Source organism: Salipiger sp. PrR002 (genome assembly GCF_010500775.1).
Classification (GTDB): domain Bacteria; phylum Pseudomonadota; class Alphaproteobacteria; order Rhodobacterales; family Rhodobacteraceae; genus Salipiger.
Genome location: NZ_JAAGOU010000015.1, coordinates 1 through 25,175 on the forward strand (window position 1 = coordinate 1; position 25,175 = coordinate 25,175).

The 25,175-nt window shown below is 64.4% G+C and carries 26 protein-coding genes and 1 tRNA gene; 14 read left to right on the forward strand and 13 right to left on the reverse strand.

Annotated elements, in window-relative coordinates; all coding sequences use genetic code 11:
- Positions 1–367: 367 nt before the first annotated feature.
- Positions 368–601 (forward strand): hypothetical protein, encoded by a 234-nt coding sequence (locus G0A00_RS15640; RefSeq protein ID WP_164183656.1) that lies wholly within the window; start codon positions 368–370, stop codon positions 599–601.
- A gap of 203 nt (positions 602–804) precedes the next feature.
- Here G0A00_RS15640 and G0A00_RS15645 read toward each other — a convergent pair whose 3' ends face one another.
- Both G0A00_RS15645 and G0A00_RS15650 read right to left on the reverse strand, forming a co-directional pair.
- Positions 805–1,101 (reverse strand): DUF6880 family protein, encoded by a 297-nt coding sequence (locus G0A00_RS15645; RefSeq protein ID WP_203595407.1) that lies wholly within the window; start codon positions 1,099–1,101, stop codon positions 805–807.
- A gap of 142 nt (positions 1,102–1,243) precedes the next feature.
- A complete protein-coding gene (locus G0A00_RS15650; protein ID WP_066102156.1) occupies positions 1,244–1,555 on the reverse strand; it encodes an ETC complex I subunit in 312 nt (103 codons plus the stop codon).
- Between the two features lie 461 nt (positions 1,556–2,016).
- Here G0A00_RS15650 and uvrB point away from each other — a divergent pair, with 461 nt between their 5' ends.
- On the forward strand, positions 2,017–4,215 hold the full coding sequence (gene uvrB, locus G0A00_RS15655) for an excinuclease ABC subunit UvrB (RefSeq protein ID WP_164183658.1): 2,199 nt from the start codon (positions 2,017–2,019) through the stop codon (positions 4,213–4,215).
- Between the two features lie 98 nt (positions 4,216–4,313).
- Here uvrB and G0A00_RS15660 read toward each other — a convergent pair whose 3' ends face one another.
- Complete coding sequence (locus G0A00_RS15660; RefSeq protein ID WP_164183660.1) at positions 4,314–4,604, reverse strand: hypothetical protein; 291 nt, start codon at positions 4,602–4,604, stop codon at positions 4,314–4,316.
- A gap of 149 nt (positions 4,605–4,753) precedes the next feature.
- Positions 4,754–5,020, reverse strand: coding sequence for an I78 family peptidase inhibitor (locus G0A00_RS15665; RefSeq protein ID WP_164183662.1), 267 nt, complete (start codon positions 5,018–5,020; stop codon positions 4,754–4,756).
- A 126-nt stretch (positions 5,021–5,146) separates the two neighbouring features.
- Between G0A00_RS15665 and G0A00_RS15670 the strand changes: the two genes are divergently transcribed.
- Positions 5,147–5,539 (forward strand): excinuclease ABC subunit B, encoded by a 393-nt coding sequence (locus tag G0A00_RS15670; protein ID WP_235953194.1) that lies wholly within the window; start codon positions 5,147–5,149, stop codon positions 5,537–5,539.
- 52 nt (positions 5,540–5,591) lie between these two features.
- Here G0A00_RS15670 and G0A00_RS15675 read toward each other — a convergent pair whose 3' ends face one another.
- From G0A00_RS15675 to G0A00_RS15685, 3 genes are all read right to left on the reverse strand, one after another.
- The gene (locus tag G0A00_RS15675; protein ID WP_164183666.1) at positions 5,592–6,128 is read right to left on the reverse strand and encodes an HdeD family acid-resistance protein; all 537 of its coding nucleotides are present in this window, start codon (positions 6,126–6,128) and stop codon (positions 5,592–5,594) included.
- Positions 6,129–6,287: 159 nt separating this feature from the next.
- Positions 6,288–7,382 carry an AI-2E family transporter gene (locus G0A00_RS15680; RefSeq protein ID WP_164183667.1) on the reverse strand — a complete coding sequence of 365 codons (1,095 nt, stop codon included), beginning with the start codon at positions 7,380–7,382 and terminating at the stop codon, positions 6,288–6,290.
- Positions 7,370–8,977: a phospholipase D family protein gene (locus G0A00_RS15685; RefSeq protein WP_164183668.1), complete on the reverse strand. Its 1,608-nt coding sequence runs from the start codon at positions 8,975–8,977 to the stop codon at positions 7,370–7,372. Before G0A00_RS15685 ends, G0A00_RS15680 begins: the two co-directional genes overlap by 13 nt.
- A gap of 231 nt (positions 8,978–9,208) precedes the next feature.
- Here G0A00_RS15685 and G0A00_RS15690 point away from each other — a divergent pair.
- The 10 genes from G0A00_RS15690 to G0A00_RS15735 all read left to right on the forward strand — a co-directional run bounded on the left by G0A00_RS15690 (position 9,209) and on the right by G0A00_RS15735 (position 19,301).
- Positions 9,209–9,285 (forward strand) — tRNA-Arg (locus G0A00_RS15690).
- 340 nt (positions 9,286–9,625) lie between these two features.
- On the forward strand, positions 9,626–11,590 hold the full coding sequence (locus tag G0A00_RS15695) for an AMP-binding protein (RefSeq protein ID WP_164183753.1): 1,965 nt from the start codon (positions 9,626–9,628) through the stop codon (positions 11,588–11,590).
- A gap of 50 nt (positions 11,591–11,640) precedes the next feature.
- Entirely contained in the window at positions 11,641–12,462 is an 822-nt protein-coding gene (locus G0A00_RS15700; protein ID WP_066108631.1) for an ABC transporter ATP-binding protein, read from the forward strand.
- Between the two features lie 85 nt (positions 12,463–12,547).
- Positions 12,548–13,501 carry a branched-chain amino acid ABC transporter permease gene (locus G0A00_RS15705; RefSeq protein WP_066108634.1) on the forward strand — a complete coding sequence of 318 codons (954 nt, stop codon included), beginning with the start codon at positions 12,548–12,550 and terminating at the stop codon, positions 13,499–13,501.
- Between the two features lie 138 nt (positions 13,502–13,639).
- Entirely contained in the window at positions 13,640–13,882 is a 243-nt protein-coding gene (locus G0A00_RS15710) for a hypothetical protein (RefSeq protein ID WP_066108637.1), read from the forward strand.
- Positions 13,883–14,060: 178 nt separating this feature from the next.
- Positions 14,061–15,137 carry a branched-chain amino acid ABC transporter permease gene (locus G0A00_RS15715; RefSeq protein ID WP_164183671.1) on the forward strand — a complete coding sequence of 359 codons (1,077 nt, stop codon included), beginning with the start codon at positions 14,061–14,063 and terminating at the stop codon, positions 15,135–15,137.
- 53 nt (positions 15,138–15,190) lie between these two features.
- Positions 15,191–16,495 (forward strand): ABC transporter substrate-binding protein, encoded by a 1,305-nt coding sequence (locus tag G0A00_RS15720; protein WP_164183678.1) that lies wholly within the window; start codon positions 15,191–15,193, stop codon positions 16,493–16,495.
- A gap of 65 nt (positions 16,496–16,560) precedes the next feature.
- Positions 16,561–17,415: an ABC transporter ATP-binding protein gene (locus G0A00_RS15725; RefSeq protein ID WP_066108647.1), complete on the forward strand. Its 855-nt coding sequence runs from the start codon at positions 16,561–16,563 to the stop codon at positions 17,413–17,415.
- Positions 17,416–18,039: an RNA 2',3'-cyclic phosphodiesterase gene (thpR, locus tag G0A00_RS15730; protein WP_164183680.1), complete on the forward strand. Its 624-nt coding sequence runs from the start codon at positions 17,416–17,418 to the stop codon at positions 18,037–18,039.
- A 41-nt stretch (positions 18,040–18,080) separates the two neighbouring features.
- On the forward strand, positions 18,081–19,301 hold the full coding sequence (locus G0A00_RS15735; protein ID WP_164183682.1) for a phenylacetate--CoA ligase family protein: 1,221 nt from the start codon (positions 18,081–18,083) through the stop codon (positions 19,299–19,301).
- Between the two features lie 7 nt (positions 19,302–19,308).
- Here the strand turns inward: G0A00_RS15735 and G0A00_RS15740 are convergent, their stop codons facing one another.
- From G0A00_RS15740 to G0A00_RS15760, 5 genes are all read right to left on the reverse strand, one after another.
- Complete coding sequence (locus G0A00_RS15740) at positions 19,309–20,502, reverse strand: bifunctional 2-polyprenyl-6-hydroxyphenol methylase/3-demethylubiquinol 3-O-methyltransferase UbiG (RefSeq protein WP_164183684.1); 1,194 nt, start codon at positions 20,500–20,502, stop codon at positions 19,309–19,311.
- Between the two features lie 61 nt (positions 20,503–20,563).
- Positions 20,564–20,866, reverse strand: a complete 303-nt coding sequence (locus G0A00_RS15745; RefSeq protein WP_066108659.1) for a DUF1992 domain-containing protein — start codon at positions 20,864–20,866, stop codon at positions 20,564–20,566.
- Between the two features lie 207 nt (positions 20,867–21,073).
- Complete coding sequence (locus G0A00_RS15750) at positions 21,074–22,198, reverse strand: aminotransferase class V-fold PLP-dependent enzyme (RefSeq protein WP_203595402.1); 1,125 nt, start codon at positions 22,196–22,198, stop codon at positions 21,074–21,076.
- Between the two features lie 93 nt (positions 22,199–22,291).
- Entirely contained in the window at positions 22,292–22,759 is a 468-nt protein-coding gene (locus G0A00_RS15755; RefSeq protein WP_164183688.1) for an Lrp/AsnC family transcriptional regulator, read from the reverse strand.
- Positions 22,760–22,772: 13 nt separating this feature from the next.
- Positions 22,773–23,228 carry an Lrp/AsnC family transcriptional regulator gene (locus G0A00_RS15760; protein ID WP_164183690.1) on the reverse strand — a complete coding sequence of 152 codons (456 nt, stop codon included), beginning with the start codon at positions 23,226–23,228 and terminating at the stop codon, positions 22,773–22,775.
- A 93-nt stretch (positions 23,229–23,321) separates the two neighbouring features.
- Here G0A00_RS15760 and ilvC point away from each other — a divergent pair, with 93 nt between their 5' ends.
- Entirely contained in the window at positions 23,322–24,404 is a 1,083-nt protein-coding gene (gene ilvC, locus G0A00_RS15765) for a ketol-acid reductoisomerase (protein ID WP_164183693.1), read from the forward strand.
- A 120-nt stretch (positions 24,405–24,524) separates the two neighbouring features.
- Here ilvC and G0A00_RS26385 read toward each other — a convergent pair whose 3' ends face one another.
- The gene (locus G0A00_RS26385; RefSeq protein WP_193789551.1) at positions 24,525–24,689 is read right to left on the reverse strand and encodes a hypothetical protein; all 165 of its coding nucleotides are present in this window, start codon (positions 24,687–24,689) and stop codon (positions 24,525–24,527) included.
- Positions 24,690–25,175 lie beyond the last annotated feature (486 nt).

The following is a 25,175-nucleotide window of genomic DNA, read 5'->3' on the forward strand; positions in this document are numbered from 1 at the left end:
GGCCGTCGCTCTAGCCGCCCTCGTCATCTACTGGTTATGAATCCTGACCCTAGGGGCTCAACCGAAATCGTTGAAAAACCTTGTGCCACAAACCTCTTATAAAATTTCCTTGAGATTTGTCACGTTTTGGCCACCCGATCAAAGCCGCCGTTCGTGCCTCGCGCAGCATCGGTTAGGTGGGGCTCGGAGGGGCCGATCGCTGCGCTCCGCCTGAACGGCAGCTTCCGAGAAACAAACTCAGCGGAGCGAGGTCCGCTACCTGCGCGTTACGGCCCTCCAGAGACTAAGGTGGGAATAACGGATGCTTGGCACGGGGACGCGGCGATCCTACCTGAAGCAAGTATGATCGTACGAAAAGGAAAGCACGATGCTGCAAGAGAAGCGCAAGGATCTGGACTCCGAGAAACGTAAGAAGCTGCTCGAGGGCCTCTTGCGGGATATGGCACGCGACAATCCCGACCTCTATTACCAGACAACCAGCGAAATTGCTCAGATATTGAAGGCACGCGTCGACCGCGGCACCGCGCTCCACCCCGAGCAGCGCGAACTGCTCTCCGGCCTTGGCCCGCATGACATCAAGCTGCTGCTCAGCCTTCACTGACGGTGCGCGCCGTCTGACTTGCTATGTGATCGGCACTTGGATGTGGGCCGAGCACGTCGCTCCGAATATCTCGGCACCATAATTTCGCAACCGTAGCTAACTGCGCTCAGGTTTCATGCTAGGGATAGTTCTCTAGTGTCGCACGAGGCAGTGCTCAGTGGGGTGTCGGCCTCGAGCAACTGGCAGTCATGAGCTCAGTCCCCTCATGCATCGTCGCGGCGATAGCGCTGGATGCCCGGCAATCCAGAAATCCGTGGACAGTCGATCCCAGTCAAAAGCGGCTCGAAATGGCGGTTCGAGGCGAAGCGCTTACGTACCTCGGCGCTCATCGTCTCCGGCCCCAGATCGGCGGAAAGCGCCATGCGCACCCGACGCTGGCGCGCTGCGTCGCCTTTCACTGCCTCGAGGAGCAGGTCGGCCAGAGTATCGGCATGCAGCTCAAGGAGGTTCTTCTTGTTCAGAGCATTGCCTGCCGTCGGGGTCCTCCTCGGGTGAAGCACCCTTGCGCCGGATCATGCGCTCAGCCGCGCGCTTTGCAAGCATGCGCTAGATATGGAAAGGGCGCCCAATGGGCGCCCTACATGTAGTTCCCAGGAAAAACTCAGCCTTCCGTGGGAAAAACTCAGGTGTCTCTTACAACGATCAGTGCGTCCAGACGGCGCGGCGGTCGACGGCGAAATTCTCGGCGTAGCCGCGGGCGCGGACGTTGGGCTTGCGCTTGTTGGGCTCGTTCACCTGCGCGTCGATGCCGTGCTCGGCGGCATAGGCGAGCGCGGCTTCCTTGCTGTCGAACTTCAGGCGCACTTGGCTTTGGGTGTCGGAAGAGGAGGTCCAGCCCATCAGCGGATCGACCTCGCGCGGCGAGGCGGGGAAGAACTCGAGATACCAGTCCTTGGTCTTTGCCTGGCCCGAAGACATGGCCGTCTTGGCCGGCTGGAAAATCCGTGCGCGCATGCGATCCCTCCTGACGATCTCTCGCGTTATCGGGAATTTGCCCGCGCAGAGCAAGAGATCGCTGCATCCAACTGCGGCAAATCTTTACGGATGCGCGGCAAAAGGCGCGTCGGCGCTGCGAAAGGCGCACGGCCAAGGCGCCATAGGGAGCGAGGGGACTGGCGGGCAGGCCGCGCGCCTTTCGCACCCAGAATCGTAGGCAGCCGTGGTTTCCGCGCAATGGGCGTTTTTGTGCAAACCTGCGGCAGGGGCAGGGGGCTTTGGGGCAGGGTGAGCATACCCGTGAAGCTTCGGCTGTGATCCCGGCGGCGGAGCGATTATAGACAGGTTGGGCGTGCGCCTGCGCGTGCCTGCTGAGAGATCGCTGCCAGTGCGCCTCGTCGAAACGGTGGTGCGGGCTGGCTCCCCCTTGAAAATGCCGCGCGGCGCGACACGTTTTGCGGGCGCCCGGAGGTCCGTTCATGCCCTATGCCCATTCCGACAAGTCAGATGCCCTGATGCATTCCCCCGCGCCGGACGTCCGGACGCGGGAAAAGCTCGAGGGTGGCATCCGCTTTCGCATGCAGACCGAGTTCGCTCCGGCGGGTGACCAGCCCACGGCGATCGCCGAACTGGCGCAGGGGGTGAACGACGGCGAGCGCAGTCAGGTGCTGCTGGGCGCCACGGGCACCGGCAAGACCTTTACCATGGCCAAAATCATCGAGGAGACGCAGCGCCCGGCGATCATCCTTGCGCCGAACAAGACGCTGGCGGCGCAGCTCTACGGCGAGTTCAAGGGCTTCTTCCCGGACAACGCGGTCGAGTACTTCGTCTCTTATTACGACTACTACCAGCCCGAGGCCTATGTGGCGCGGTCGGACACCTACATCGAGAAAGAAAGCCAGATTAACGAGCAGATCGACCGGATGCGCCACTCGGCCACCCGCGCTCTGCTCGAGCGTGATGACGTGATCATCGTGGCCTCGGTGTCCTGTATCTACGGTATCGGTTCGGTCGAAACCTACGGCGCGATGACGCAGGACCTGCACGCCGGGCAGGAGTATGACCAGCGCAAGATCATGGCCGACCTCGTGGCGCAGCAGTACAAGCGCAACGACGCGGGCTTCTCGCGTGGGGCCTTCCGTGTGCGCGGCGACAGCCTCGAGATCTGGCCCGCCCACCTTGAGGATCGGGCGTGGAAGCTGTCGTTCTTCGGCGAGGAGCTGGAGAGCATCACCGAGTTCGACCCGCTCACCGGCGAGAAAACCGGCAGCTTTGATCGTATCCGTGTCTATGCGAACTCGCACTATGTGACGCCGAAGCCGACGATGCAGCAGGCGGTCATCCATATCAAAAAAGAGCTGCGCCAGCGGCTCGACCAACTGGTGGCCGAGGGCAAGCTGCTGGAAGCGCAGCGGCTCGAGCAGCGGACCAATTTCGACATCGAGATGCTGGAGGCCACCGGGGTCTGCAACGGTATCGAGAACTACTCGCGCTATCTGACGGGGCGCGCGCCGGGCGAGCCGCCGCCCACGCTTTTCGAGTTCATCCCCGACCATGCCATCGTCTTCGCCGATGAAAGCCACGTCTCGGTGCCGCAGATCGGGGCCATGTATAAGGGCGACTACCGGCGCAAGTTCACGCTGGCCGAACATGGCTTCCGCCTGCCGTCCTGCATGGACAACCGTCCGCTCAAGTTCGAGGAATGGGACGCCATGCGCCCGCAGTCGGTCTTTGTTTCGGCGACCCCGGCGAACTGGGAGATGGAGCAGGCGGGCGGCGTCTTTGCCGAGCAGGTCATTCGCCCGACGGGTCTGCTGGATCCGCAGGTCGAGATCCGTCCGGTGAAGATGCAGGTGGACGACCTATTGGACGAGATCCGCAAGGTAACCGCAGACGGCTATCGCACGCTTTGCACCGTGCTCACCAAGCGCATGGCCGAGGATCTGACCGAGTATCTGCACGAGCAGGGCATCAAGGTGCGCTACATGCACTCCGATATCGACACGATCGAGCGGATCGAGATCCTGCGTGACCTGCGGCTCGGGGCTTTCGACGTGCTGATCGGCATCAACCTGCTGCGCGAGGGGCTCGACATCCCCGAGTGTGGGCTGGTGGCCATTCTCGACGCCGACAAAGAGGGCTTCCTGCGTTCCGAGACCTCGCTGATCCAGACCATCGGCCGGGCTGCGCGGAACGCCGAAGGCCGGGTCATCATGTATGCCGACCGGGTCACCGGCTCGATGGAGCGGGCGCTGGCCGAAACCGAGCGCCGCCGCGAGAAGCAGATGGCCTACAACGAAGAGCATGGCATCACCCCGGCGACGGTGAAGAAGAACGTCGATGACATTCTGGCCGGGCTCTATCAGGGCGACGTGGACATGAATCGCGTCACCGCGAAGATCGATCCAAAGCAGCAGGGCTCGAACCTCGAAGCGGTGCTGGAGGGGCTGCGTGCCGAAATGCGCAAGGCCGCCGAGAACCTCGAGTTCGAGGAAGCGGCGCGTCTGCGGGACGAGGTGAAGCGGCTGGAGGCGGTGGATCTGGCCATCCACGACGATCCTCTGGCGCGGCAGTCGGCGGTAGAGGCGGCGTCGGAAGCGGCGGTGAAATCCAAAGGCCGGTCGACCGCCGGACGTCCGGGGCAGCGCGGCGGCAACGTAAAGCGGCGCAAGAGGTAGCGCCTCGCCCATGCGTAGCAGCGCCGCATGAAAAAGCCCCTTCCGGCCGGTGCCGGAAGGGGCTTTCTTTTGGGGGCAGGGGGGTAAGCGCTCTGAGCTTAGCCCTTGTCGTCTTCGGGCGGGGTCACCTCGATGTCGGGCAGGGTCACCTCGGCTTCCTTGGTGTCCACCTCTACATCGACGTCCGGCACCTCGACGGTCTCTTCCTTGGTGCCAACGTCGATGCTGCCCACATCGGCCTCAACCTCGGGCATTTCACCGCCTTCGACAGCCACATCCACGTCGGGCAGGGCGCCTTCGTCGGTGACGTCAAAGTCGATCATATAGGCACCAAAGCCGACAACGATGGCGGCCACGGCGGCGGCGGCGATAACGGGTCCTTTACGCATAACTCTTCCCTTCCGTATGACTGTTTCACTTGCGGCCAGCGCCGCAGTCTTCGGTAAAGGAACTGTGAGATTGTCAGCTTGGTTCCGGAAATATTTCCCGGAACCAATGCGTTGTCAGCCGCGTTAGCTCGGGTTTGCGTGGCAGGCGCTCAGCCGCAGAACACCCGCATGATCTGGCCGGTGCTGTCGGTCTCGATGTTGAGTCGGTCGGGACGGAAATCCATCGTCATCGGCTGACCGGGGCCGAGGATGCGCAGCTTCTCACCGGCGGTGAGGCCAAGCTCTTCTACCGGCTGACCGATGCGGGTCTGATAGACCGCGGCGCCGCAGGTGTCGTCCTCAGCCTTGGTTTCGGCCTCGCTACATGCGGCCAGAGCGGCGCAAAGGCCGGCGATCAGGGCAACGGGTTTCATCATGTCTCTTCTCCTGCGCGATGCGATCCGCTCTTAGATAGGTCACGCGATGGTGTGGCTCAACTCTCCGTTGCGGCAAAGGTCGATCTCGACCGACGCAGGGAAGGGCGCTAGGCTGTTGTTATGCGTATGTGGTTTCTCATACCCCTTTTGGCCCTTGCGGCCTGCGGCACCCCTTACGAGCGGTGCAACCGCGATGCGGCGGAGCCCTATCGCGACGCCTTGGACGAGCGCGCGCGCATCGCCAAGGATCTGGCGCGCGGCTTCACCTATAGCACCGACTGGGAGACCCGCATGCGCTGGGACGTTTGCGGCAGCTATAACGGCAGGCTGCATTATTGCTGGCGACGCGACACAGAGCCGGTGACGCGCCGGGTGCCGATCAATGCCGAGGCGCTGCGCACCCGCGACGCCGAGATCGAGCAGCAGCTTCCGCAGTTGCGCCACGAGGCCGCGCAGGCACAGGCGATCTGTCGCCAGCGCTATCCTGTCGAGGTCGAGGCTGTGCCCAGCGAGGGGTAGCGGGCTCAGCGAGAGGTAAGGGGCCGCGCTGAGGGCGCCGCCCCTTATGGGCTCAGACGGGTTTCTTGCGCAGCTCGGGGTGTGCCTTAAGCACCAATCCGAAGATCACCAGCGCAACGCCGGTCGACAGCAGTTCAACCGACAGAAGCACGCCCAGCACCACCGCCGCCGAAGACGGGAAATTGGTGAAGATCATGATCGCGAGGATCACCGAGACCGCGCCGCTGATGATCATTGCCAGCTTGAACCGGCTGTCGGTCACCGAAAACGCGTAGATCACCTTGGTGATGCCGCTCACGAGGAACATGATCGCGGCCACCAGCGTCAGCGAGATCAGCCCTTCGAGCGGGTTCGCCAGAAAGCTGATGCCGAGCCAGAGGTAGATGATGGTCAGCAGGATGGCCACCAGCCGCTCGCGCATGCGGGTCACGCGGAAGATGCTGATCGCTTGGATCACGCCGAGGATGAGCAGGAACCAAGCCACCAAAGTCTGCGCCGTCACCGAGGCGGCGAAAGGGTTAAGAAGTGCGATGATCCCGCCGAGGATGCTCGCGATACCAATGACAATCCACCAGAGCCAATGAGACATTTTGCAAATCCTTGAGTGTCATCCGACATACGCTGCCGGTGATATGACGGTGCGCTGAGGCTCCGCCATCTGTCAACTCTCGGTTAACGCGACAAAGTTTCGCCAGCACTCGCCTGCCTGTGCCCTGCCTGCGGCCTGCCTTGTGACGGAAGGAGCGGCTCAGCTTTGGGACTGCGGTCCAGCCGGCCCCGGCATGTCGCTCGTGTCGACGCGCTCGGCCAGCAGCAGCGCCAGCCAGCGTGTTGCCTCGAAGCTCGACAGCACGATGGTGAGGATCGAGGTCAGCGGCACGGCAAGGATCGCGCCGGGGATCCCCCATAGCGTCGTCCAGAGCGCCAGTGCCAGCAGCACCACGAAAGGGCTCAGGTTGAGCTGTCGCCCGATCAGTCGCGGCTCGATGATATTGCCGAGCGTGACCTGTACCGCGGTCAGTGCGGCGCAGAGCGCAACCGTCGTCCCGATCGAGGCGAATTGCGCCAGCGACAGCGCCACGGGAAACAGCACCGCCAGCAGCGAGCCGACGTAGGGGATGTAGTTCAGCACCCCGATCACCACGGCCCAGAACAGCGCGAAATCCACGCCAAAGGCCCAGAGCACCCCATAAGAGATCGTGCCGAGCACCACGTTGATCAGCGTCTTATAGGCGAGGTAGCGGCTGATCTTCTCGTTGATCGCACCCAATACGTGCAGCACGTTCTCTGTCTGCTCGGGGCTCTTGAGCGCGGCTGCAAGGCGGCGCTGGAAAGAGCCGCGCTCGACGGTGATGAAGGCGGCATAGATGATCACCAGCAGCACCACCGAGCCGAGGTTGGTAAACCCGCCCAGCACCGCCAGCGACAGCGCGCGCAAGTTGATCTGCCCGAGCGTCTCGTCGCTGATCTTCTCCCACAGCGCGTCGCCTTCGAAATGGAATTGCACCGCAAGCCCTTCGACCATGCTGCGCAGGTTGTCTTCGTAGCTGGGGGCGACGGCGAGGATCTCGCGCACCGTGGCCGAGATCACGGCCGCCAGCACCAGCACCAGAGCGGCCACGGTGACCAGCAGCAGCAGGCGCAGCACGCGGTGCGGCAGCAGATGCAGCACCGGCACGCGGCGGATGCCCGCGGCAGCGGATTCCAGCAGATAGACGAGGATCGCCGCGGTGACGATGGGCAGCAACACCACGCGTCCCAGCACAAGGATCGCCCCCAGCGCCAGCACGAAGACGGTCGCCAGAACGAGCGTCTGGAAGGTGATGTCCTTCATCGGTGGCATAGAGGTCCTTGGCGGGTCATCCCCGCAGTGGGACCGATCCCGCAGGGCATGTCAACGCACGCGGGATCACAGTTGCCCGCCGATCGGCAGCACCGCCAGAATGGGCACGGTGAGGGCACGGGTGCGCGACAGCACCGGGGCACTGCGATAAAGCCGCCAGCGATTGCCCTCGTCATGCTCGAGCCAGTCGAGGCCCCCCGGTCATCGCGTCTCAGATGGAACGCCGTCTGGGGCAGCATGGCCTTGAAGTTGCGCGCCGCCTGCGTGGCAAGGCGCGGCGACTCGACCAGAATGCCCATCTCGGAGTTGATGCGCACCGATCGCGGGTCCCAGTTGAACGAGCCGATGAAAAGCTTCTGCTCATCCAGAACGAAGGCTTTGGCATGCAGCGCCGAGCGCGAAAGCCCGAGCCCCGAAAGCGTCCGGTCGGGGCGCTCCTTTTCGGCGCGCAATTCCCAAAGGTCGACCCCTGCGTCCAGCAAAGCGGGCCGCGAGCGGGTGTAATGCGCATAGACCGCAGGCACGTCGGTTGCGTCGAGCGAGTTGGTCAGCACCGTCACCTCGACGCCGCGCTCTTCCAGCCCGCGCAGCAGCGCCACGCCGCTGTCGCGGGGCACGAAATAGGCGGAAACCACGAGGAACTGATGCTCCAGCGCGGCGATATGCGGCAGCATGGCACCGCTGAGCGTGGCTTCACGGGGCAGGTCTCCGGCGGCTTTTTCGGGCGGATCGGCGATCAGCGTCGCGCGCGCGGGTTCGAGCGGTCTGGGCGCACGCTTGGTCTGCGCGATCCGCTCGGCAAGCGCTGCGCCATAGGGCGTGCCGAGGCTTTGCTGGCTGTGCTGCGCCAGACGGTCGCGGGTGGTGGCGAGATCGAGATCATCCTCATCGGGGGTGATCAGCGCCGAGGCCGGCACCGCGTAGGGGCTGTTCCAATAGCCGTCGAAACTCTTGCCGACCTCGCGGACGACCGGGCCTGCGGCGAGCAGGTCGAGGTCATCGTAGTTGGAATCCTCGCGCGCCGAGAAATACTCGTCGCCGATGTTGCGCCCGCCGACGATGGTGATCTGCCCGTCGAAACTCATCGACTTGTTGTGCATCCGCCGGTTGATGCGCCCGAACTCCAGCAGCGCCGACAGCGCCTTACTGCGCGAGCGCAGGAACGGGTTGTAAAGCCGGATCTCGATATTGGGATGGGTTTCCAGCGCGCGGGTCGCGGCGTCATAGCCGCGCGTGTCCATATCGTCGAGCAGCAGGCGCACGCGTACACCGCGGTCTGCGGCGCGCAGCAGCGCATCGGCAAAGAGGCCGCCCGAAACGTCGTTGTGGAGCAGGTAGTACTGCGCGTCGATGCTGGTCTGTGAGAGGTCCGAAAGGGCGATACGCAGCGCCAGTGCGTCGATGCCATCGCCGACGATCTGGACCCCCGACATGCCATCGGATCTGCCTTGCCAGCGCTGCGTCATCTGCGCCAGAGGCGCGGAGGCGGAACTGGTCTGCACCAGACTCATCTGTTTGGGAACCTGCGGCGGCGCGCTGGTGCAGGCCATAAGGCCAAGGCAAGTCACGAGCAGAACGGGCAGGAACCGGAACATTTGGGGCCTCGCGTCTGTGATGGTGCGATTGTGCAGGACAGGCTGGGCCAGAGGAGCAGTTGCGGCAAGTGCAAAGCTGGGACAGCGCCCGTTTGCACCTTTTGGCGCGGCATTCGCGCCGCAGCGGGAGTGGAGGCTCTTGCGCCGGTGCAACGTCAGCGCCGGGCCTTCCTCTCAAGCGTCGCTAAGCTCTGGGCAAGCCTGACGACTTGCGCTATCGCTGTCGCGCGCGGCCCCTTAGCTCAACTGGATAGAGCAGCTGACTTCTAATCAGCAGGTTGAGGGTTCGAGTCCTTCAGGGGTCGCCAGTCTCTTCCACGCTTGAATGGCCATATCATTGCGCGCCGCAGCGGGCAGGGGGTGCCTGTGCCTTTAGGTCAACTTTATGGCCCGCCGAGAAATCGACGCTTCAAACATGGCTCAGCCCTGCGAATGCCTAAGCAATCCCAGAGGGATGCAGACCGTCGGGACATGATACAATTCGTTAGATTTGGGCAAACATCACGAAAAGATTGACGCTCACCGTTGGCCCGTCCCTTAATGGGGCGGACTCGCGAAATGCGCGTCTCGGGCTGCGGAGGAGGTAGCTCGGGGCATCCGGAGAACCGGCGCGCATCGGGGGCCAAGGGAGGAGACAATTTGGCATATATGTCCGAGGGCGCAGAGGGTCTGCGCTCTGTTCCGGCCCTGTTGCAGCGCAATGCGCGGCAGCATGCGGCCCGTCCCGCCTATCGGGAAAAGGAATTCGGCATCTGGCAAAGCTGGAGCTGGGCGGAAACGCTGGAAGAGATCGAGGCGCTGGCTCTGGGGCTTCTGAACCTCGGCGTGGCACCGGGCGACCATGTGGCGGTGATCGGCCGCAACCGCCCGACGCTTTACTGGTCGATGGTGGCGGCGCAGATGGCGGGCGCGGTGCCGGTGCCGCTCTATCAGGACGCGGTGGCCGAAGAGATGGAATATGTGCTGCAGCATTGCGGCGCGCGTTTCGTCATCGCCGCAGATCAAGAGCAGGTCGACAAGGTCATCGAGATTCAGGACGACCTGCATCAGTTCGAGCATATGATCTACGTCGATCCGCGCGGCATGCGGAAATACGATCACCGTGCGCTACACGACTATGCCCATGTGCAGGCACAGGGCCGGGCCGCCCGCGACGAGCTGATCGGAGAGCTGGAGAAGCGCCGCTCGGGCCTCGGCTATGACGACACCTGCGTCATGCTCTACACCTCCGGCACCACCGGCAAGCCCAAGGGCGTGGTGCTGTCGAACCGCAATATCATCGAGACGGCCAAGGCTTCGTCCGAGTTCGATCATCTGACCCCCGGCGAGGAGGTGCTTGCCTATCTGCCCATGGCGTGGGTGGGGGATTTCATCTTCTCGATCGGTCAGGCCTATTGGAACGGGTTCTGCGTCAACTGCCCCGAGTCCGCCGAGACGATGATGACCGACCTGCGCGAGATCGCGCCCAGCTACTATTTCGCGCCCCCGCGGGTGTTCGAGACGCAGCTGACGCAGATCATGATCCGCATGGAGGACGCGGGCACCTTCAAGCGCAAGCTGTTCCACCATTTCCTGAACCACGCCAAGGTGGTGGGGCCGAAAATCCTTGACGGCAAACCGGTGGGAACGCTGGAGCGGATCAAATACGCGCTTGGCGAATTCATGGTCTACGGGCCGCTGAAGAACACGCTCGGGTTCTCCCGCGTGCGCGTCGGCTACACCGCAGGCGAGGCGATCGGGCCGGAGATCTTCGATTTCTACCGGGCGCTGGGGATCAACCTCAAACAGCTTTATGGGCAGACCGAGGCCTCGGTTTTCATTACCCAGCAGCCGGACAATGAGGTGCGGCCCGACACCGTGGGTGTGCCGTCGCCCGGCGTAGAGCTCCGCATCGCCGAGAGCGGCGAGGTCTTCTACCGCTCGCCCGGCGTCTTTGTGGAATACTACCAGAACCCCGACAGCACGGCGGGCACGAAGGACGCGGAGGGCTGGGTTGCCACCGGCGACGCGGGCTTCATCGAAGAGGCCACGGGGCATCTGCGGATCATCGACCGCGCCAAAGACGTGGGCAAGATGGCGGATGGTGCGCTCTTTGCGCCGAAATACGTGGAGAACAAACTCAAGTTCTATCCCAACATCCTTGAGGCCGTGGTCTTCGGCAATGGCCGCGACCGCTGTACCGCCTTCATCAACATCGACCTCACGGCGGTGGGCAACTGGGCCGAGCGCAACAACATCGCCTATGGCTCCTATCAGGAACTGGCGGGGCATCCGCGGGTGCTGGAGATGATCCAGAGCCATGTGGAAGAGGTGAATGCCAGTTTGGCCGGGGACGAGATGCTCTCGGGCTGCCAGATCCACCGCTTCCTCGTGCTGCACAAGGAACTGGATGCCGACGATGGCGAGCTGACCCGCACCCGCAAGGTGCGCCGCAACATCATCGCCGAGAAATTCGCGGACCTGCTGGGCGCGCTCTATGACGGGTCGGACAGCATCTACACCGAAACCGAGGTCACCTATGAGGACGGGCGCAAAGGCCGGATCAAGGCGACGCTGGCGATCCGCGATGCGCAGGTCGTGCCGGTGGTGCCCAAACCCATGGCGGCGGAATGATGGACGGGTCGGGTCTGAGTATTTCAGGGAAAGATGAAAGGCGGGATGCCGTGAAAGATGCCAGCAAAGAGGTGGGCTACGTCACCGAGGATGGGCGGCAGATCGGCGGAACGCTGATGGAGCTGCGCAATATTACCCTTAAGTTTGGTGGAGTTGTGGCGATCAAGGATATCTCTTTCGACATTCGCGAGGGAGAGATACGGGCGATCATCGGCCCCAATGGGGCGGGCAAATCCTCAATGCTCAACATCATCTCGGGCTTCTACACGCCCTCTGAGGGGGAGCTTTGGTACAAGGGCGCGAAACGCCCGCCGATGAAACCCTATGAGGTGGCGCGGCTTGGCGTGGCGCGGACCTTTCAGAACATCGCGCTGTTCGAGGGGATGACGGTGCTCGACAACGTCATGACCGGGCGGCTGACCAAGATGAAGGCGGGGATCGCCAGTCAGGCGATCTGGTGGGGCCGCGCCCGCGACGAAGAGATTGCCAACCGCGAGATCGTCGAGAAAGTCATTGATTTTCTTGAGATTCAGAGCATTCGCAAGACGCCGGTGGGGCGGCTGCCCTATGGCCTCAAGAAGCGCGTGGAACTGGCGCGGGCGCTGGCGGCGGAGCCCTCGCTCTTGCTGCTCGACGAGCCGATGGCGGGGATGAATGTCGAGGAAAAAGAGGACATGAGCCGCTTCATCCTCGATGTGAACGACGAGTTCGGCACCACCATCTGCCTCATCGAACACGACATGGGCGTGGTCATGGATCTGTCGGATCGGGTGGTCGTGATGGACTACGGCAAGAAGATCGGCGACGGCCCGCCCGAGGAGGTGCGCCAGAACCAGGACGTGATCGACGCCTATCTGGGTGTGGCCCATTGAGCGGCCGAGAGGAGGGGGCACACCCCATGCACAATCCATGCACACCCCATGCATATGAGCCGCGCATCCGGGCGGGAGGAACCACATGCTGAGCGACATCTTCATCAAGCCCTTCGCCGATATGATCGAGGCGCCGGACTTCCTGCTGCAGGTGCTTTGGGAGGGGCTGGTTTCGGGCATCCTTTACGCGCTGATCGCGCTTGGCTTCGTGCTGATCTTCCGCAGCTCGCGGATCTTCAACTTCGCGCAGGGCATCATGGTGGTCTTTGCCGCGCTGACCCTCGTCGGGTTGCACGCCATGGGCATCCCGGCGTGGATCAGTGTGGTGCTGACGCTGGGCGTGATGTTCGTGCTGGCGGTGAGCATCGAACGGGTGGTGCTGCGCCCGCTGGTGGGCCAGCCGGATATCATCCTCTTTATGGCCACCATCGGCATCACGCTGTTCCTGATCGGCCTCGGCGAGATCATCTTTGGCGGCGAGAACAAGGTGATGATCACCGAGGAACTGGGCATCCCCACGGACTCGGTGCTGCTGGAGCCTTGGGGCGGGCTGCTGATCCTCGAGCAGAAGGACATCACGGCGGTGATCGTCGCGGCGCTTCTGGTGGTTGGCCTGCTGCTGTTCCTCGGCAAGACCCGCATGGGCCGCGCCATTCGCGCGCTCGGCGATGACCATCAGGCGGCGCTGTCGGTGGGCATCTCGCTGCAGACGATCTGGGTGCTGGTCTGGTTCATCGCGGGCATCATCGCGCTGGTCACCGGCATCGCATGGGGCGCGCGCGCAGGCGTCAGCTTTGCGCTGGAGGTGATCGCCTACAAGGCGCTGCCGGTGCTGATGCTGGGCGGGCTGGAAAGCATCACCGGCGCGATCATCGGCGGGCTGATGATCGGCATGCTGGAGAAGCTGTTCGAGATTTACTGGGGCCAGCCGCTGATGGGCGGCAACACCGAGACATGGTTCGCCTTCGTGCTGGCGCTGATCGTGCTGCTGTTCCGCCCGCAGGGGCTGTTCGGGGAACGCATCATCGAAAGGGTCTAGGGCGGCTCCCGGCGGGGACTGCATCCGGCGGGAGTATTTTTGGAAAGATGAAAGCATCGCTGCGTTGGCCCGGCGGATCATGGGCGGCAAGCTGGGATGCGTATTTTTCGGAACAATGAAAGGGCAGGGGAGGACGAGATGGCGAAACTTGTGGCGATCCTGAATGTCGTGGCTTGGGCCGGTTTCTGGGCCTTCGGTTACCTCGCGCTGACCAGCGGCGAAGGCCGGGTGCTGCCAGCGCTGCTGCTGGCGGCGGTGGGCGGCGGTGCCGGGCTCTGGGCGTGGTTCTGGCTGGTGCGGCATACCGAGGCGACGGGCTATGCGCCCGCGCCGAAGCGGGCCTACCCGGAAGAGACGCAGGGGCCGGGCGTGACCGGCTGAGACGGTTAGGGCCGCGGCGGGGGAGGAGGAGCCTTCGCGTGGCCCGCGCCGGGAGGCGCAAAGAGGAAGTGCTGCCGAAAGGCGGAAAGAGGAAGTGCTGCCGAAAGGCGCAGGTGAGACAGGCGCGCGAGGCGCGTGAGGGAGCGGCGCCGCAGCGCGCCGGGAGAGGGAGAAACGGATGCTCTATCGCACGGCGGGGCAATTCAAGACGAGCTACAAGTCGGACATGGCGCTGTTCCCGGTCCGTCAGGACGCGGTGCTGCTGATGGTGATCCTCGGCTTTGCCTGGGTGGTCTTTCCGCTCACGGCCAGCGAGTTCGCCTTTCAGACGCTGCTGATCCCGATCCTGATCTACGCGCTGGCGGCGCAGGGACTGAACATCCTGACGGGCTATGCCGGGCAGCTGAGCCTTGGCACCGCGGCCTTCATGGGGGTGGGGGCTTATGCCTGCTACAAGCTGGTGACGCTGTTTCCGTGGATGAACCCGGTGATCGCGATCCTGCTGTCGGGCGTCTTCAGCGCCGGTGTCGGCGTGGCCTTCGGCATTCCGAGCTTGCGCATCAAGGGGTTCTACCTCGCCATTGCCACGCTCGCGGCGCAGTTCTTTCTGGTCTGGCTGTTCGAGAAATGGGGCTGGCTTTACAACTACAACGCCTCGGGCGCGATCCAGGTGCCGAACCTCGACATGTTCGGGCTTTACGTGGCGGGGCCGCAGGCAAGCTCGATCGTGCAGTATTACGTGGTGCTGGCGGTGGTCACGCTGATGACCGTGGTCTGCATCAACCTCACCCGCGGCAACCTTGGGCGCAGCTGGAAGGCGACGCGCGACATGGACATCGCCGCCGAGCTTATCGGCATCAATCTGATGCGCTCGAAGCTGACCGCCTTTGCCGTCTCGTCCTACGTGGTGGGCGTGGCGGGGGCGCTCTTCGTCTTTATGTGGCGCGGCGCGGCGGAGCCCAACCTTTTCGACATTCCGCTGAGCTTCCGCATCCTCTTCATCGCCATCATCGGCGGGCTGGGGTCGATCCTCGGCAATTATCTGGGCGCGATCCTCATCGTTGGCCTGCCGGTGGTGCTGGGCACGGTGCCCGAGGCGCTGGGGTTGCCGATCAGCTCGGCCACGGTCGAGCATCTGAACATCATGATCGTCGGCGCGCTTATCGTTTTCTTCCTGATCATCGAGCCGCATGGGCTGGCCCGTCTCTGGGCGCTGATCCGGGAGAAGCTGATCATCTGGCCCTTCCCGCATTGAGGAGGCGCGGGCCGGGCTTTTCATATCATCGAAGATCTTTGGGAGGAGACAGGATGAAGATGTTGACCAAACTTGCGGGGGCCGCGGCGCTGGGTGCGCTGATGGCCGGGTCCATGGCCGGGGCCGCGCTGGCCGAGGGGCTGTTCACGCCGAACCTCGCCTATCGCACCGGGCCGTTTGCCGCCACCGGCATCCCGCTGATGAACGGGCAGAAGGACTATATGGAGCTGATGAACGCCCGCGACGGCGGCATCGGCGGCATCGCCATCGATTTCGACGAATGCGAGACCGGCTATTCCACCGAGAAGGGCGTCGAGTGTTACGAGAAGACCAAGGGCAAGGCGATCGTGACCCAGCCTTGGTCCACCGGTATCACGCTGCAGGTTCTGCCGAAGACCAATGTCGATGAGATCCCGATTCTCGCGCCCGGCTATGGCTTCTCGCCGATGGCGGACGGCAAGGTGTTCCAATGGGCGTTCAACACGCCGCTGAGCTATTGGGACGGGGCGTCGATCCTCGTCAAATACCTTGGCGAGCAGGGCGATCTGAGCGGCAAGAAGATCGCCTTCCTGCATCTCGACCACCCGTTCGGCAAGGAGCCGCTGCCCTATCTCGAGGCGGCTGCCGAGGCGCAGGGCTTTGAGCTGGTGCCGATCCCGGTGGGTCTGAAGGAGATGCAGAACCAATCGGCGCAATGGCTGCAGATCCGCCGTGAGCGTCCCGACTATGTGATCATGTGGGGCTGGGGCGCGATGAACGCCGGGGCCATCACCGAGGCGGTGAAAACCAAATTCCCGATGGAGAACATGCTGGGGGTCTGGTGGGCCGGGCATGACGCCGATCTCAAGATCGTCGGCGAGGATGGCAAGGGCTATAAGTCGGTCAGCTGGTCCTTCCCGAACCCCGAGGCGCCGATCATGGCCGACCTGCAGAAATATGTGGTCGAGCCGGGCAAGACCCAGAGCAACCCCGAAGAAATGTCGGGCGTGTTCTACTCGCGCGGTCTGGTGATCTCGATGATCCTCGGCGAGGGCATCCGCGTGGCGCAGGAACATGCGGGCAAAGCCGATATCTCGCCCGCCGATCTGCGCTGGGGTCTGGAGAACCTCGACATCTCCGAGGCGCGGCTGGAAGAGCTGGGGATGACCGGCATGGTGCCGCCGTTCAGCACCTCGTGTGACAACCACACCGGCCACTCGGGCGGCTGGATCCTTGAATGGGACGGCGAGAAATTCGTCAAAGCCTCGGACCTCATCATGCCGGACGCCGACATGATCGCGCCGCTCGAGCAGAAGGCGGCGATGGATTACGCCGATGCCAACCAGCCGTGGCCGGTCAACGAGGAATGCGGCGGCTGAGCTGACCTTCCGGCGGCGGCGCTACTGTCGCCGCCGGACCCATGCGTATTTGGAAAGAGAAGAAGATGCTGGACGCTGTGCAGACAGGCGAGACCTCTTCCCCCGGCGGGGCGGCGCGCGAGGCGCTGCTGGAGGTCAACAATATCGAGGTGATCTACAACCACGTGATCCTCGTGCTGAAGGGCGTGTCGCTGAAGGTGCCGCAGGGCGGGATCACCGCGCTTCTGGGTGGCAATGGCGCGGGCAAGACCACCACGCTCAAGGCGATCTCGAACCTGCTGCACTCCGAGCGCGGCGAGGTGACCAAGGGCACGATCTCTTACCGCGGCGAGCGGGTGCAGGATCTGGACCCGGCGGCGCTGGTCAAGCGCGGGGTCATTCAGGTGATGGAGGGGCGGCATTGTTTCGAGCATCTGACCGTGGAAGAGAACCTGATGACCGGCGCCTTCACCCGCCGCGACGGCAAGGCGGCGGTGATGCAGGATCTGGAGATGGTCTATGAGTATTTCCCGCGCCTCAAGGAGCGCCGGAAAAGTCAGGCGGGCTATACCTCGGGCGGCGAGCAGCAGATGTGCGCCATCGGGCGGGCGCTGATGAGCCGACCGAAGATGATCTTGCTGGATGAGCCTTCGATGGGGCTGGCGCCGCAGCTGGTGGAGCAGATCTTTCAGATCGTGAAGGCGGTGAACGAGGGCGAGGGCGTGTCGTTCCTGCTGGCCGAGCAGAACACCAATGTGGCGCTGCGCTATGCCCATGACGGCTACATTCTGGAAAACGGCAGGGTGGTGATGGACGGGCCGGCGCAGGCGCTGCGCGAGAACCCGGACGTGAAGGAGTTCTATCTCGGCATGTCCGACGAGGGGCGCAAATCCTTCCGCGACGTGCGTTCCTATCGCCGCCGCAAGCGGTGGCTGGCGTGAATGCGCTGCTTCCTCGCGCTGCCGCTGCCGGAGGCGCTGATCGCGCCGCTCTTGGCGGTGCAGGGCGCGGTGCCGGTGGGGCGCGCTGTGCCCGAGGAGAACCTGCATGTGACGCTGGCCTTCCTTGGGGAGGTCGCGGAGGCGGATCTGCGGGAGCTGGATCTGGAGCTTGGCGGGGCCGCCTTGCCGGGCTGTTTCTTGCAGGTGGCGGGGTTGGAAAGCTTCGGTGGGCGGGCGCCCAAGCTGCTGGCGGCGGCGCTGCGGCCAGACCCGGGGCTGCTGGCACTGCATGGCCGCGTGGCCCGCGCCTGCCGGGCGGCGGGGATCGAACTGGAGCGGCGGCGGTTTCGCCCGCATGTGACCTTGCTGCGCTTCGGCGCGGGTCTGCGCGGCGATGGGATCGCGCGGCTTGAACGGGCGGTGGCCGGGCTTGCGGGGCTGACCACAGGTGCGGAGACCGGGACAGAGACCGGGGCGAAGACCGGGGCGGTGGCGGCAGAGGTGCTGCGGCTCGTCGCCTCGACGCTGACGCCCGAGGGGGCGCTTTACGAGACATTGGCGGCTTACCCGCTGCCACCGCCTTCCGGCGCCGCCGGGAGCGGGGAGGAGAGGTCTGGCCTGTGAGCTTTGGCCTGTGAGCTTTGGGCTTTGAGAAGGAGGCTCGGATGAGCAGTTATTACGACGATCTGGAGACCCGCAGCGCCGAGGCGCGCGCCGCCGCTCTGGGTGAGGCGCTGCCGGAGCAGATCGCCCGTGCGCAGGGGCTGCCGGGGTATGCCGAGCTTCTGGCTGGTGTCGATGCGGCAAGCATCACCAGCCGCGCGGCGCTGGCCCGGCTGCCGGTGCTGCGCAAGTCCGATCTGGGCAAGGCGCAGGCCGGGGCGGCCCCCTTCGGCGGCTTCACCACGCGGCCCGCCTCGGGGTTTGCGCATGTGTTCCAGTCGCCGGGGCCAATCTATGAGCCGGGCGGCGGCGGTCATGACTGGTGGCGGCTGGGGCGGTTCCTGCATGCCGCCGGGATCGGCAGCGGTGACATCGTGCAAAACTGTTTTGGCTATCACCTGACGCCCGCCGGGATGATCTTTGAAAGCGGTGCGCGGGCGGTGGGGGCGGCGGTGCTGCCCGCCGGGACCGGCCAGACAGAGTTGCAGGTGCGGGCGGCTGCCGATGTCGGCGTCACCGCCTATGCCGGCACGCCCGATTATCTCAAGGTGATCCTCGAGAAGGCCGATGCGCTGGGGGTGGATCTGGCGATCACCAAGGCGGCGGTCTCGGGCGGGGCGCTGTTCCCGTCGCTGCGGGCGTTCTACGCCGAGCGGGGCATTTCGTGCCTTCAGTGCTATGCCACCGCCGATCTGGGGATGATCGCCTATGAGAGCCCGAGCATGGAGGGCATGGTGGTGGACGAGCGGGTGATCGTCGAGATCGTCACGCCAGGCACTGGCGTTCCGGTGCCCGAGGGCGAGGTCGGTGAGGTGGTGGTGACCACGCTCAACCCCGATTACCCGCTGATCCGCTTCGCCACCGGCGATATGTCGGCGGTGCTGCCGGGGGTCAGCCCCTGCGGGCGCAGCAATATGCGCATCAAGGGCTGGATGGGCCGGGCCGATCAGACCACCAAGATCAAGGGCATGTTCGTGCGCCCCGAGCAGGTGGCGGCGTTGGTGGCGCGTCACGCCGAGATCGACCGCGCCCGCGTGGTGGCCAGTCGCGAGGGCGAGATGGACGTGATGACCGTGCGGATCGAGACCGCCTCGGGCGATGCCGGAGCCTTCGAGGGCAGCGTGGCCGAGGTGCTGAAGCTCAAGGGCAAGGTCGAGATCGTGGCGCCGGGGGCGCTGCCGCGCGACGGTGTGGTGATCGAGGACACCCGCAGCTACGAGTGAGCCTGTTTCAGCGCAGCAGCGCGGAGTAGAGCAGCAGCCCCCAAGGCTCGAGCGCTTTGTGCACCTGCGCCCAGGCGGTGCCGAAGGTGATCGGATCGAGCCGCGCCGCCTGCGCGATCTGCGCAAGGCTGCGTCGGCCGTCGATTGCCGCGAGGGCGGCGGCGGTGCCTTTGGGCAGGGTCAGCGTGGTCTCCACACCGCCCAGTTTCACCGGCAGGGGCCGGCCCTGCGCGACGGCCTTGGCCAGCGGCGCGCGCTGCACGCCGCGCAGATGCGGCACGAGGCTGCGGTTTGCGGGCGTCGCGCGGGTCTCTTCCGGGCTGTCGGGCACCGCATAGGCGGTGTGCATGCGGATCGTCCCGCGCAGCTTTTCCGCCAGCGCCATCTGTGTTTCCGCGGGCATACCCTCGGGCGCCTCGGTGATCTGCGCCAGATCGTAGAGCGCCGGTGTGGTGAAGCCTGCGAGGCGCCAGCCGGTGGCCCCAAGTGTCTCCAGAAGCTCGGGCACCGAATAGCTGCGGTCCTGCCCGTGCAGCAGAAGATCGTAAAACCCCGCGTCTGAGGCGTGGTGATCGCCAAGGTTGCGGTTGGCGGCGAAGGGATGGCCCTCGGGCAGTTCGGCGACGATGCGCTGCGCGCGGGCGAGGCGGTCCTGCGGGGGCAGGCCGTCAAAGAGCGCGCCAAAGGCCTCCTGCAGCGGGTAGACGCCGGAGCGCCCATAGGGCGCGTAGACCATGAAACCGAGGCCGCCGCCGGGGGCGAGCGCAGCGCGCAGCGCGGCAAAGCCAGCTTGGGGGTCGGGCAAATGGTGCAGCACACCGCAGCAGTCGATATAGTCGAACCGGCCATAGTCGGGGGCATCGAGCAGGCTGGCGGTGTGGAAGGTGATGCCCGTGAGACCGCGCCGCGCCGCGCGCGCCTCGGCGACGGCGCGCGAGGCGGTGGACAGATCGAGATAGGTGATCTCATAGGGCTTGCCGGCCTTGCTCAGCAGGGTGGCGAGCTGGATCAGCCCGTCGCCCGTGCCGCCGCCGGCGACCAGCACGCGCAGCGGCTGCGACCAGTCGCGGCAGCCGCGCCAGAGCCAGTGGTCCATCTCCAGCGGGTGCGAGGGCGAGCCGGTGATCAGCCGCTTGTCCTCATCGGCAGGATCACGTTCGGGGTAGGGGTAGCTTTCGTATTGCTCTTTGACCGTGACCATCCCTGCTCCCTTCCGGCGTTTCGGGGGAAGTTCTGGCATGCGGGCCGGGAAAGGCCAAGCCTCAGCGCGGCTTGCGGGCGATCTCGAATTTCGTTTCTAGCAGCGCCATCTCGCGGATCAGCCTGCGGCGTTCGTCGCGGTCGGCGGTCTCGCGCAGCTCGTCGCGCAGCGCCGCGATCTGGCGGCGGAGCGCCACCGCCTCGGGCACCGCGCCATTGTCCTTGAGAATGCGGGTCATCACCGCGTTCTCGGGATCGTCGCAGGCGGGCAGGGGCTTGCCGGCGCCCGGCAGATTGTCAAAGGCGCCCTCGGCGTCGGCCTTGGCGATGCGGGCGTTGATCAGGTCGATGAGCGGATGGTCCATGGCGCGGCCTGCTGTTGGCGAAGGCTTCAGTCTAGCCCGGCGCGGGCGGCTCGGGAAGAGGAGGGGGCGCTGCCCCCTCGCCGCTGCGCGGCTCACCCCCGGCGTATTTGGCAAGAGAAGAAGCGGGGTGTCTTCTTCTCTTTGAAAATACGCCCGGGGGGTACGGGGGGCTGGCCCCCCGTTTAGGCTCTGGTACGGGGGCGGCGCTCAGAGCACCTCGCCGAGCACTTTCTCGAGGCGCGCCACGGTGCCGTCCACGTCATTCAGCTTGTCGAGGCCGAAGAGGCCAAGTCGGAAGGTCGAGAAGCCCGAGGGCTCATCCACCTGCAGCGGCACGCCGGAGGCGATCTGCGTGCCCTTCTCGGCGAAGGCGCGGCCGCTCTTCACCTCGGGGTCGGTGGTGTAGCTGACCACCACGCCCGGCGCGCCATAGCCTTCGGCGGCGACCGAGGTCACGCCTTTCGAGGCCAGAAGCTCGCGCACCCGGCGGCCCAGTTCGAACTGCGCGGCTTTGGCTTCGGCAAAGCCGAACGCGCGGGTCTCGGCCATGGCGTCGCGGAACATGCGCAGCCCGTCGGTGGGCATGGTGGCGTGATAGGCATGGCCGCCCGCCTCAAAGGCGGCGGTGATGTCGCGCCATTTCTTCAGATCGAGCGCGAAGCTGTCGGAAGTGGTCTCGTCCAGCCGGTCGAGCGCGCGCTGCGACATCATCACGAGGCCCGCGCAGGGGGTGGAGCTCCAGCCCTTCTGCGGTGCCGAGAGCAGCACGTCGACGCCGGTCGCCTGCATATCGACCCAGGCGCAGCCCGAGGCGATGCAGTCCAGCACCATCAGCGCGCCGACCTCATGCGCCGCGCTTGCCAGCGCGGTGACATAATCGTCGGGCAGGATGATGCCCGCGGCGGTTTCCACATGCGGCGCGAAGACGATGTCCGGCTGCTCTTCGCGGATCTTCGCGGTGACCTCTTCGATCGGTGCGGGGGCGAAGGGCACCTCGAGGCCGTTGCCGGTGGGCCGGGCCTTCATCACGGTGACCTCGCCGCCGAAGCCGCCGGTCTCGAAAATCTGGCTCCAGCGGAAGGAGAACCAGCCGTTGCGCACCACCAGCGCCTTGGCGCCGCGGCCGAACTGGCGGGCCACCGCCTCCATGCCGTAGGTGCCGCCGCCGGGCACAATGGCGACGCCGCTCGCGCCATAGACCTCGCGCAGGCCCGCCGAGATATCGCGCATCACCTCCTGAAAGGCCGCGGACATGTGGTTGAGCGAGCGGTCCGTGAAGACCACCGAGAATTCATCGAGACCGCTTGGGTCCACATCCTTGCGCAGCGCCATTGGCATACTCCTTTGCTGTTGCAGAGGGGGTTAGCGCGTTGCGCCGGGATTGGCAAAACCTCCGATGGTCGCGATCACGCTATGGGGAGCACGTCAGAGCGGGCCGGAAAGCGGACCGGGCCGGCGCTCTTCGCTCAGCACGACGTTGGCTTCCACATGGCCGACGCCGGGCAGGGTCATGATGCGCCGCCGCAGCACCCGTTCGAAATCCGGCAGGTCGCGGGCGACCACGCGCAGCCGGTAGTCGAAAGCGCCGAGCACATGCTCGACGATCTGCACCTCGGGGATGGCGGACACGGCGCGCTCGAAATCCTCGAGGCTGACCCGCCCCTTGGTGGCGAGTTTCACACCCAGAAAGACGGTGACGCCGAACCCCAGCGCTTCGAGGTCGAGATCGAGCCGCGGCTTGCGGAACACGCCCGCGTCGCGCAGCCGCTGAATGCGGCGCCAGCAAGCGGGCTGCGAGAGGCCGAGCTTGCGGCCCAAAGCGCCGGCGCTGGCGCTGGCATCTTCGGCCAGCGCGCGCACGAGGGCGCGGTCGATGTCGTCGAGGTCCATCACGCGGTCTCCGGTCTCATAGCGGCACCGTCTCGTCCGAGCGCACCAGTGCCACATGCATCAGCGCCTCGATGTCGGAGATATGCGGCAGTGGCAGGATTTGCCCGCGGTAGAGCTGTTGGTAATGCGCAAGATCGCGGGCGATCACCGCGAGCCGCACGTCGATCGAGCCGAGGAAGGTCTGGATCTCGATCACCTCGGGCACCTTGCGGGCGGCGTCGATGAACTCGTCGAAGGCGCGGGGGGCGGTCTTGTCGAGGGTCACCCGCAGGGACACTTCCAACTCATAGCCAAGCGCGGGCCAGTGAATCACCCCGCGGGTGCCGCGCAGCACGCCCTTCTCGCGCATGGCGGCGAGTCGCCGCGCCAGCGTCGAGGCGGTGACGCCCGCGCGTTCGGCCAGTTCGCCGCCGGGCAGGTCCGGTGCGGCCTGAAACTGGCGCAGGATGCGCCTGTCGGTATCATCAAGCATGATTTCGCCGTTAATCGATCATTCCGAGAATGATCTTTCATCTTTCCGGCAAATACTCAAGAAAAACGCAACCCGTATCGGTTCGCGGTGCCTATGTTGTCCCTCACAACGAAGCGGCGATCAATCGCCCGCACACTAAGGAAGGAAAGACCCATGCGCGTCTATTATGATCGTGATTGCGACATCAACCTGATCAAGGACAAGAAAGTGGCGATCCTCGGCTACGGCAGCCAGGGTCACGCTCACGCGCTGAACCTGCGCGACAGCGGTGCCAAGAACCTCGTCGTCGCCCTGCGCGAAGGCTCGCCCTCGGCCAAGAAAGCCGAAGCGGAAGGCCTGCAGGTCATGGGCATCGCCGAAGCGGCGGCCTGGTGCGACCTGATCATGTTCACCATGCCCGATGAACTTCAGGCCGAGACCTACAAGAAATACGTGCATGACAACCTGAAGGAAGGCTCTGCCATCGCCTTCGCCCACGGCCTGAACGTGCACTTCGGCCTGATCGAGCCGAAAGCTGGCGTCGACGTCATCATGATGGCGCCGAAGGGTCCGGGCCACACCGTGCGCGGCGAATACACCAAAGGCGGCGGCGTGCCCTGCCTCGTGGCTGTGAACAACGACGCCTCGGGCAAAGCGCTTGAGATCGGCCTGTCGTATTGCTCGGCCATCGGTGGCGGCCGCTCGGGCATCATCGAGACCAACTTCCGCGAAGAGTGCGAAACCGACCTCTTCGGCGAGCAGGCGGTTCTCTGCGGTGGCCTCGTGGAACTGATCCGCTGCGGCTTCGAGACGCTGGTGGAAGCGGGCTACGCGCCCGAGATGGCCTACTTCGAGTGCCTGCACGAAGTGAAGCTGATCGTCGACCTGATCTATGAAGGCGGCATCGCCAACATGGATTACTCGATCTCCAACACCGCCGAGTACGGCCAGTATGTCACCGGCCCGCGCATCCTGCCCTACGAGCAGACCAAGAAGGCGATGAAGGACGTCCTCACCGACATCCAGCAGGGCAAGTTCGTCCGCGACTTCATGCTCGAAAACGCCGTGGGCCAGCCGACCATCAAAGCGTCGCGCCGTGCCAACGACGAGCACATGATCGAAGAGACCGGTGCCAAGCTGCGCGGCATGATGCCGTGGATCTCGGCTGGCAAGATGGTCGACAAAGCAAAGAACTGATCGGAGCTTTCCTCCGGACAGACGAAAGGCGCGGGACATCCCGCGCCTTTTTCATTTTGGCGAGTGCCGGACCGGCCTGCGCTCTGTGGCGGTCCGCCTGATCCCAAGCGGGCATGCGCCTCAGTCGGTTTTCTTCGACTCGTTCTGCGCTTTCATCCGCGCCAGAAGCTCTGCCTTGCTGGCCTTTCCGCCGGTGCCGGCCTTGCCTTCGCGCTTGAGGTCTTCGGCCTTGAATTTGGGCTTGTTCGACCCCGGGCGCGCGCCGCCCATCTTGCTGTAATCCATGACCCGATCCTTTCCGGCTGCCATGTCGATGCTGTGGATGGGGTCACATGCCTGAAAGCAGGCCTTACAGCAAGCGCCATGTTCGGCGTGGCTGCAGAGGGATATCGGCGGATATTGAATTGTCGGCAGAGAAAAAGGGGCGCAAGCGGGTGTGATCGAATTTCGGATCCGCCGTGCAGTGTTTAATTTGAGAAGCCGGGTTTGCTGATTTAAAGCTCAACTAATAGTAGATCAGCTCTTGGGGTTTTCTGGTATGAATATTCGGTCACGCGTATTGACCTTTTATTGGGGGAGTCCCCCTTTCAGGCGACATCTCTGGGTTGTTTTTGCGGTCGCAGCGTAATTTTATTCCTTTAGGTTGTGCCTAAAATTTCCAACATTACCTGTCTAAGTCTTTGATAAATATGTACATACCATCTCTTGACACAATTTGGTTTTGTTTCTACGCTTCCAATAAGTATTTTTTAATTTTCATTTTTCGCCTGG

Coding starts and splice junctions, on each gene's coding strand:
- G0A00_RS15725 (WP_066108647.1), top strand. CDS start 16,561: ATGCTGGACGCTGTGCAGACAGGCGAGACCTCTTCCCCCGGCGGGGCG.
- G0A00_RS15640 (WP_164183656.1), top strand. CDS start 368: ATGCTGCAAGAGAAGCGCAAGGATCTGGACTCCGAGAAACGTAAGAAG.
- G0A00_RS15665 (WP_164183662.1), bottom strand. CDS start 5,020: ATGATGAAACCCGTTGCCCTGATCGCCGGCCTTTGCGCCGCTCTGGCC.
- G0A00_RS15675 (WP_164183666.1), bottom strand. CDS start 6,128: ATGTCTCATTGGCTCTGGTGGATTGTCATTGGTATCGCGAGCATCCTC.
- G0A00_RS15740 (WP_164183684.1), bottom strand. CDS start 20,502: ATGGTCACGGTCAAAGAGCAATACGAAAGCTACCCCTACCCCGAACGT.
- G0A00_RS15720 (WP_164183678.1), top strand. CDS start 15,191: ATGAAGATGTTGACCAAACTTGCGGGGGCCGCGGCGCTGGGTGCGCTG.
- G0A00_RS15685 (WP_164183668.1), bottom strand. CDS start 8,977: ATGTTCCGGTTCCTGCCCGTTCTGCTCGTGACTTGCCTTGGCCTTATG.
- ilvC (WP_164183693.1), top strand. CDS start 23,322: ATGTTGTCCCTCACAACGAAGCGGCGATCAATCGCCCGCACACTAAGG.
- G0A00_RS15745 (WP_066108659.1), bottom strand. CDS start 20,866: ATGGACCATCCGCTCATCGACCTGATCAACGCCCGCATCGCCAAGGCC.
- G0A00_RS15670 (WP_235953194.1), top strand. CDS start 5,147: ATGTGGTTTCTCATACCCCTTTTGGCCCTTGCGGCCTGCGGCACCCCT.
- thpR (WP_164183680.1), top strand. CDS start 17,416: ATGCGCTGCTTCCTCGCGCTGCCGCTGCCGGAGGCGCTGATCGCGCCG.
- G0A00_RS15650 (WP_066102156.1), bottom strand. CDS start 1,555: ATGCGCGCACGGATTTTCCAGCCGGCCAAGACGGCCATGTCTTCGGGC.
- G0A00_RS15705 (WP_066108634.1), top strand. CDS start 12,548: ATGCTGAGCGACATCTTCATCAAGCCCTTCGCCGATATGATCGAGGCG.
- G0A00_RS15695 (WP_164183753.1), top strand. CDS start 9,626: ATGTCCGAGGGCGCAGAGGGTCTGCGCTCTGTTCCGGCCCTGTTGCAG.
- G0A00_RS15660 (WP_164183660.1), bottom strand. CDS start 4,604: ATGCGTAAAGGACCCGTTATCGCCGCCGCCGCCGTGGCCGCCATCGTT.
- G0A00_RS15715 (WP_164183671.1), top strand. CDS start 14,061: ATGCTCTATCGCACGGCGGGGCAATTCAAGACGAGCTACAAGTCGGAC.
- G0A00_RS15750 (WP_203595402.1), bottom strand. CDS start 22,198: ATGGCGCTGCGCAAGGATGTGGACCCAAGCGGTCTCGATGAATTCTCG.
- G0A00_RS15710 (WP_066108637.1), top strand. CDS start 13,640: ATGGCGAAACTTGTGGCGATCCTGAATGTCGTGGCTTGGGCCGGTTTC.
- uvrB (WP_164183658.1), top strand. CDS start 2,017: ATGCCCTATGCCCATTCCGACAAGTCAGATGCCCTGATGCATTCCCCC.
- G0A00_RS15680 (WP_164183667.1), bottom strand. CDS start 7,382: ATGCCACCGATGAAGGACATCACCTTCCAGACGCTCGTTCTGGCGACC.
- G0A00_RS15760 (WP_164183690.1), bottom strand. CDS start 23,228: ATGCTTGATGATACCGACAGGCGCATCCTGCGCCAGTTTCAGGCCGCA.
- G0A00_RS15735 (WP_164183682.1), top strand. CDS start 18,081: ATGAGCAGTTATTACGACGATCTGGAGACCCGCAGCGCCGAGGCGCGC.
- G0A00_RS26385 (WP_193789551.1), bottom strand. CDS start 24,689: ATGGATTACAGCAAGATGGGCGGCGCGCGCCCGGGGTCGAACAAGCCC.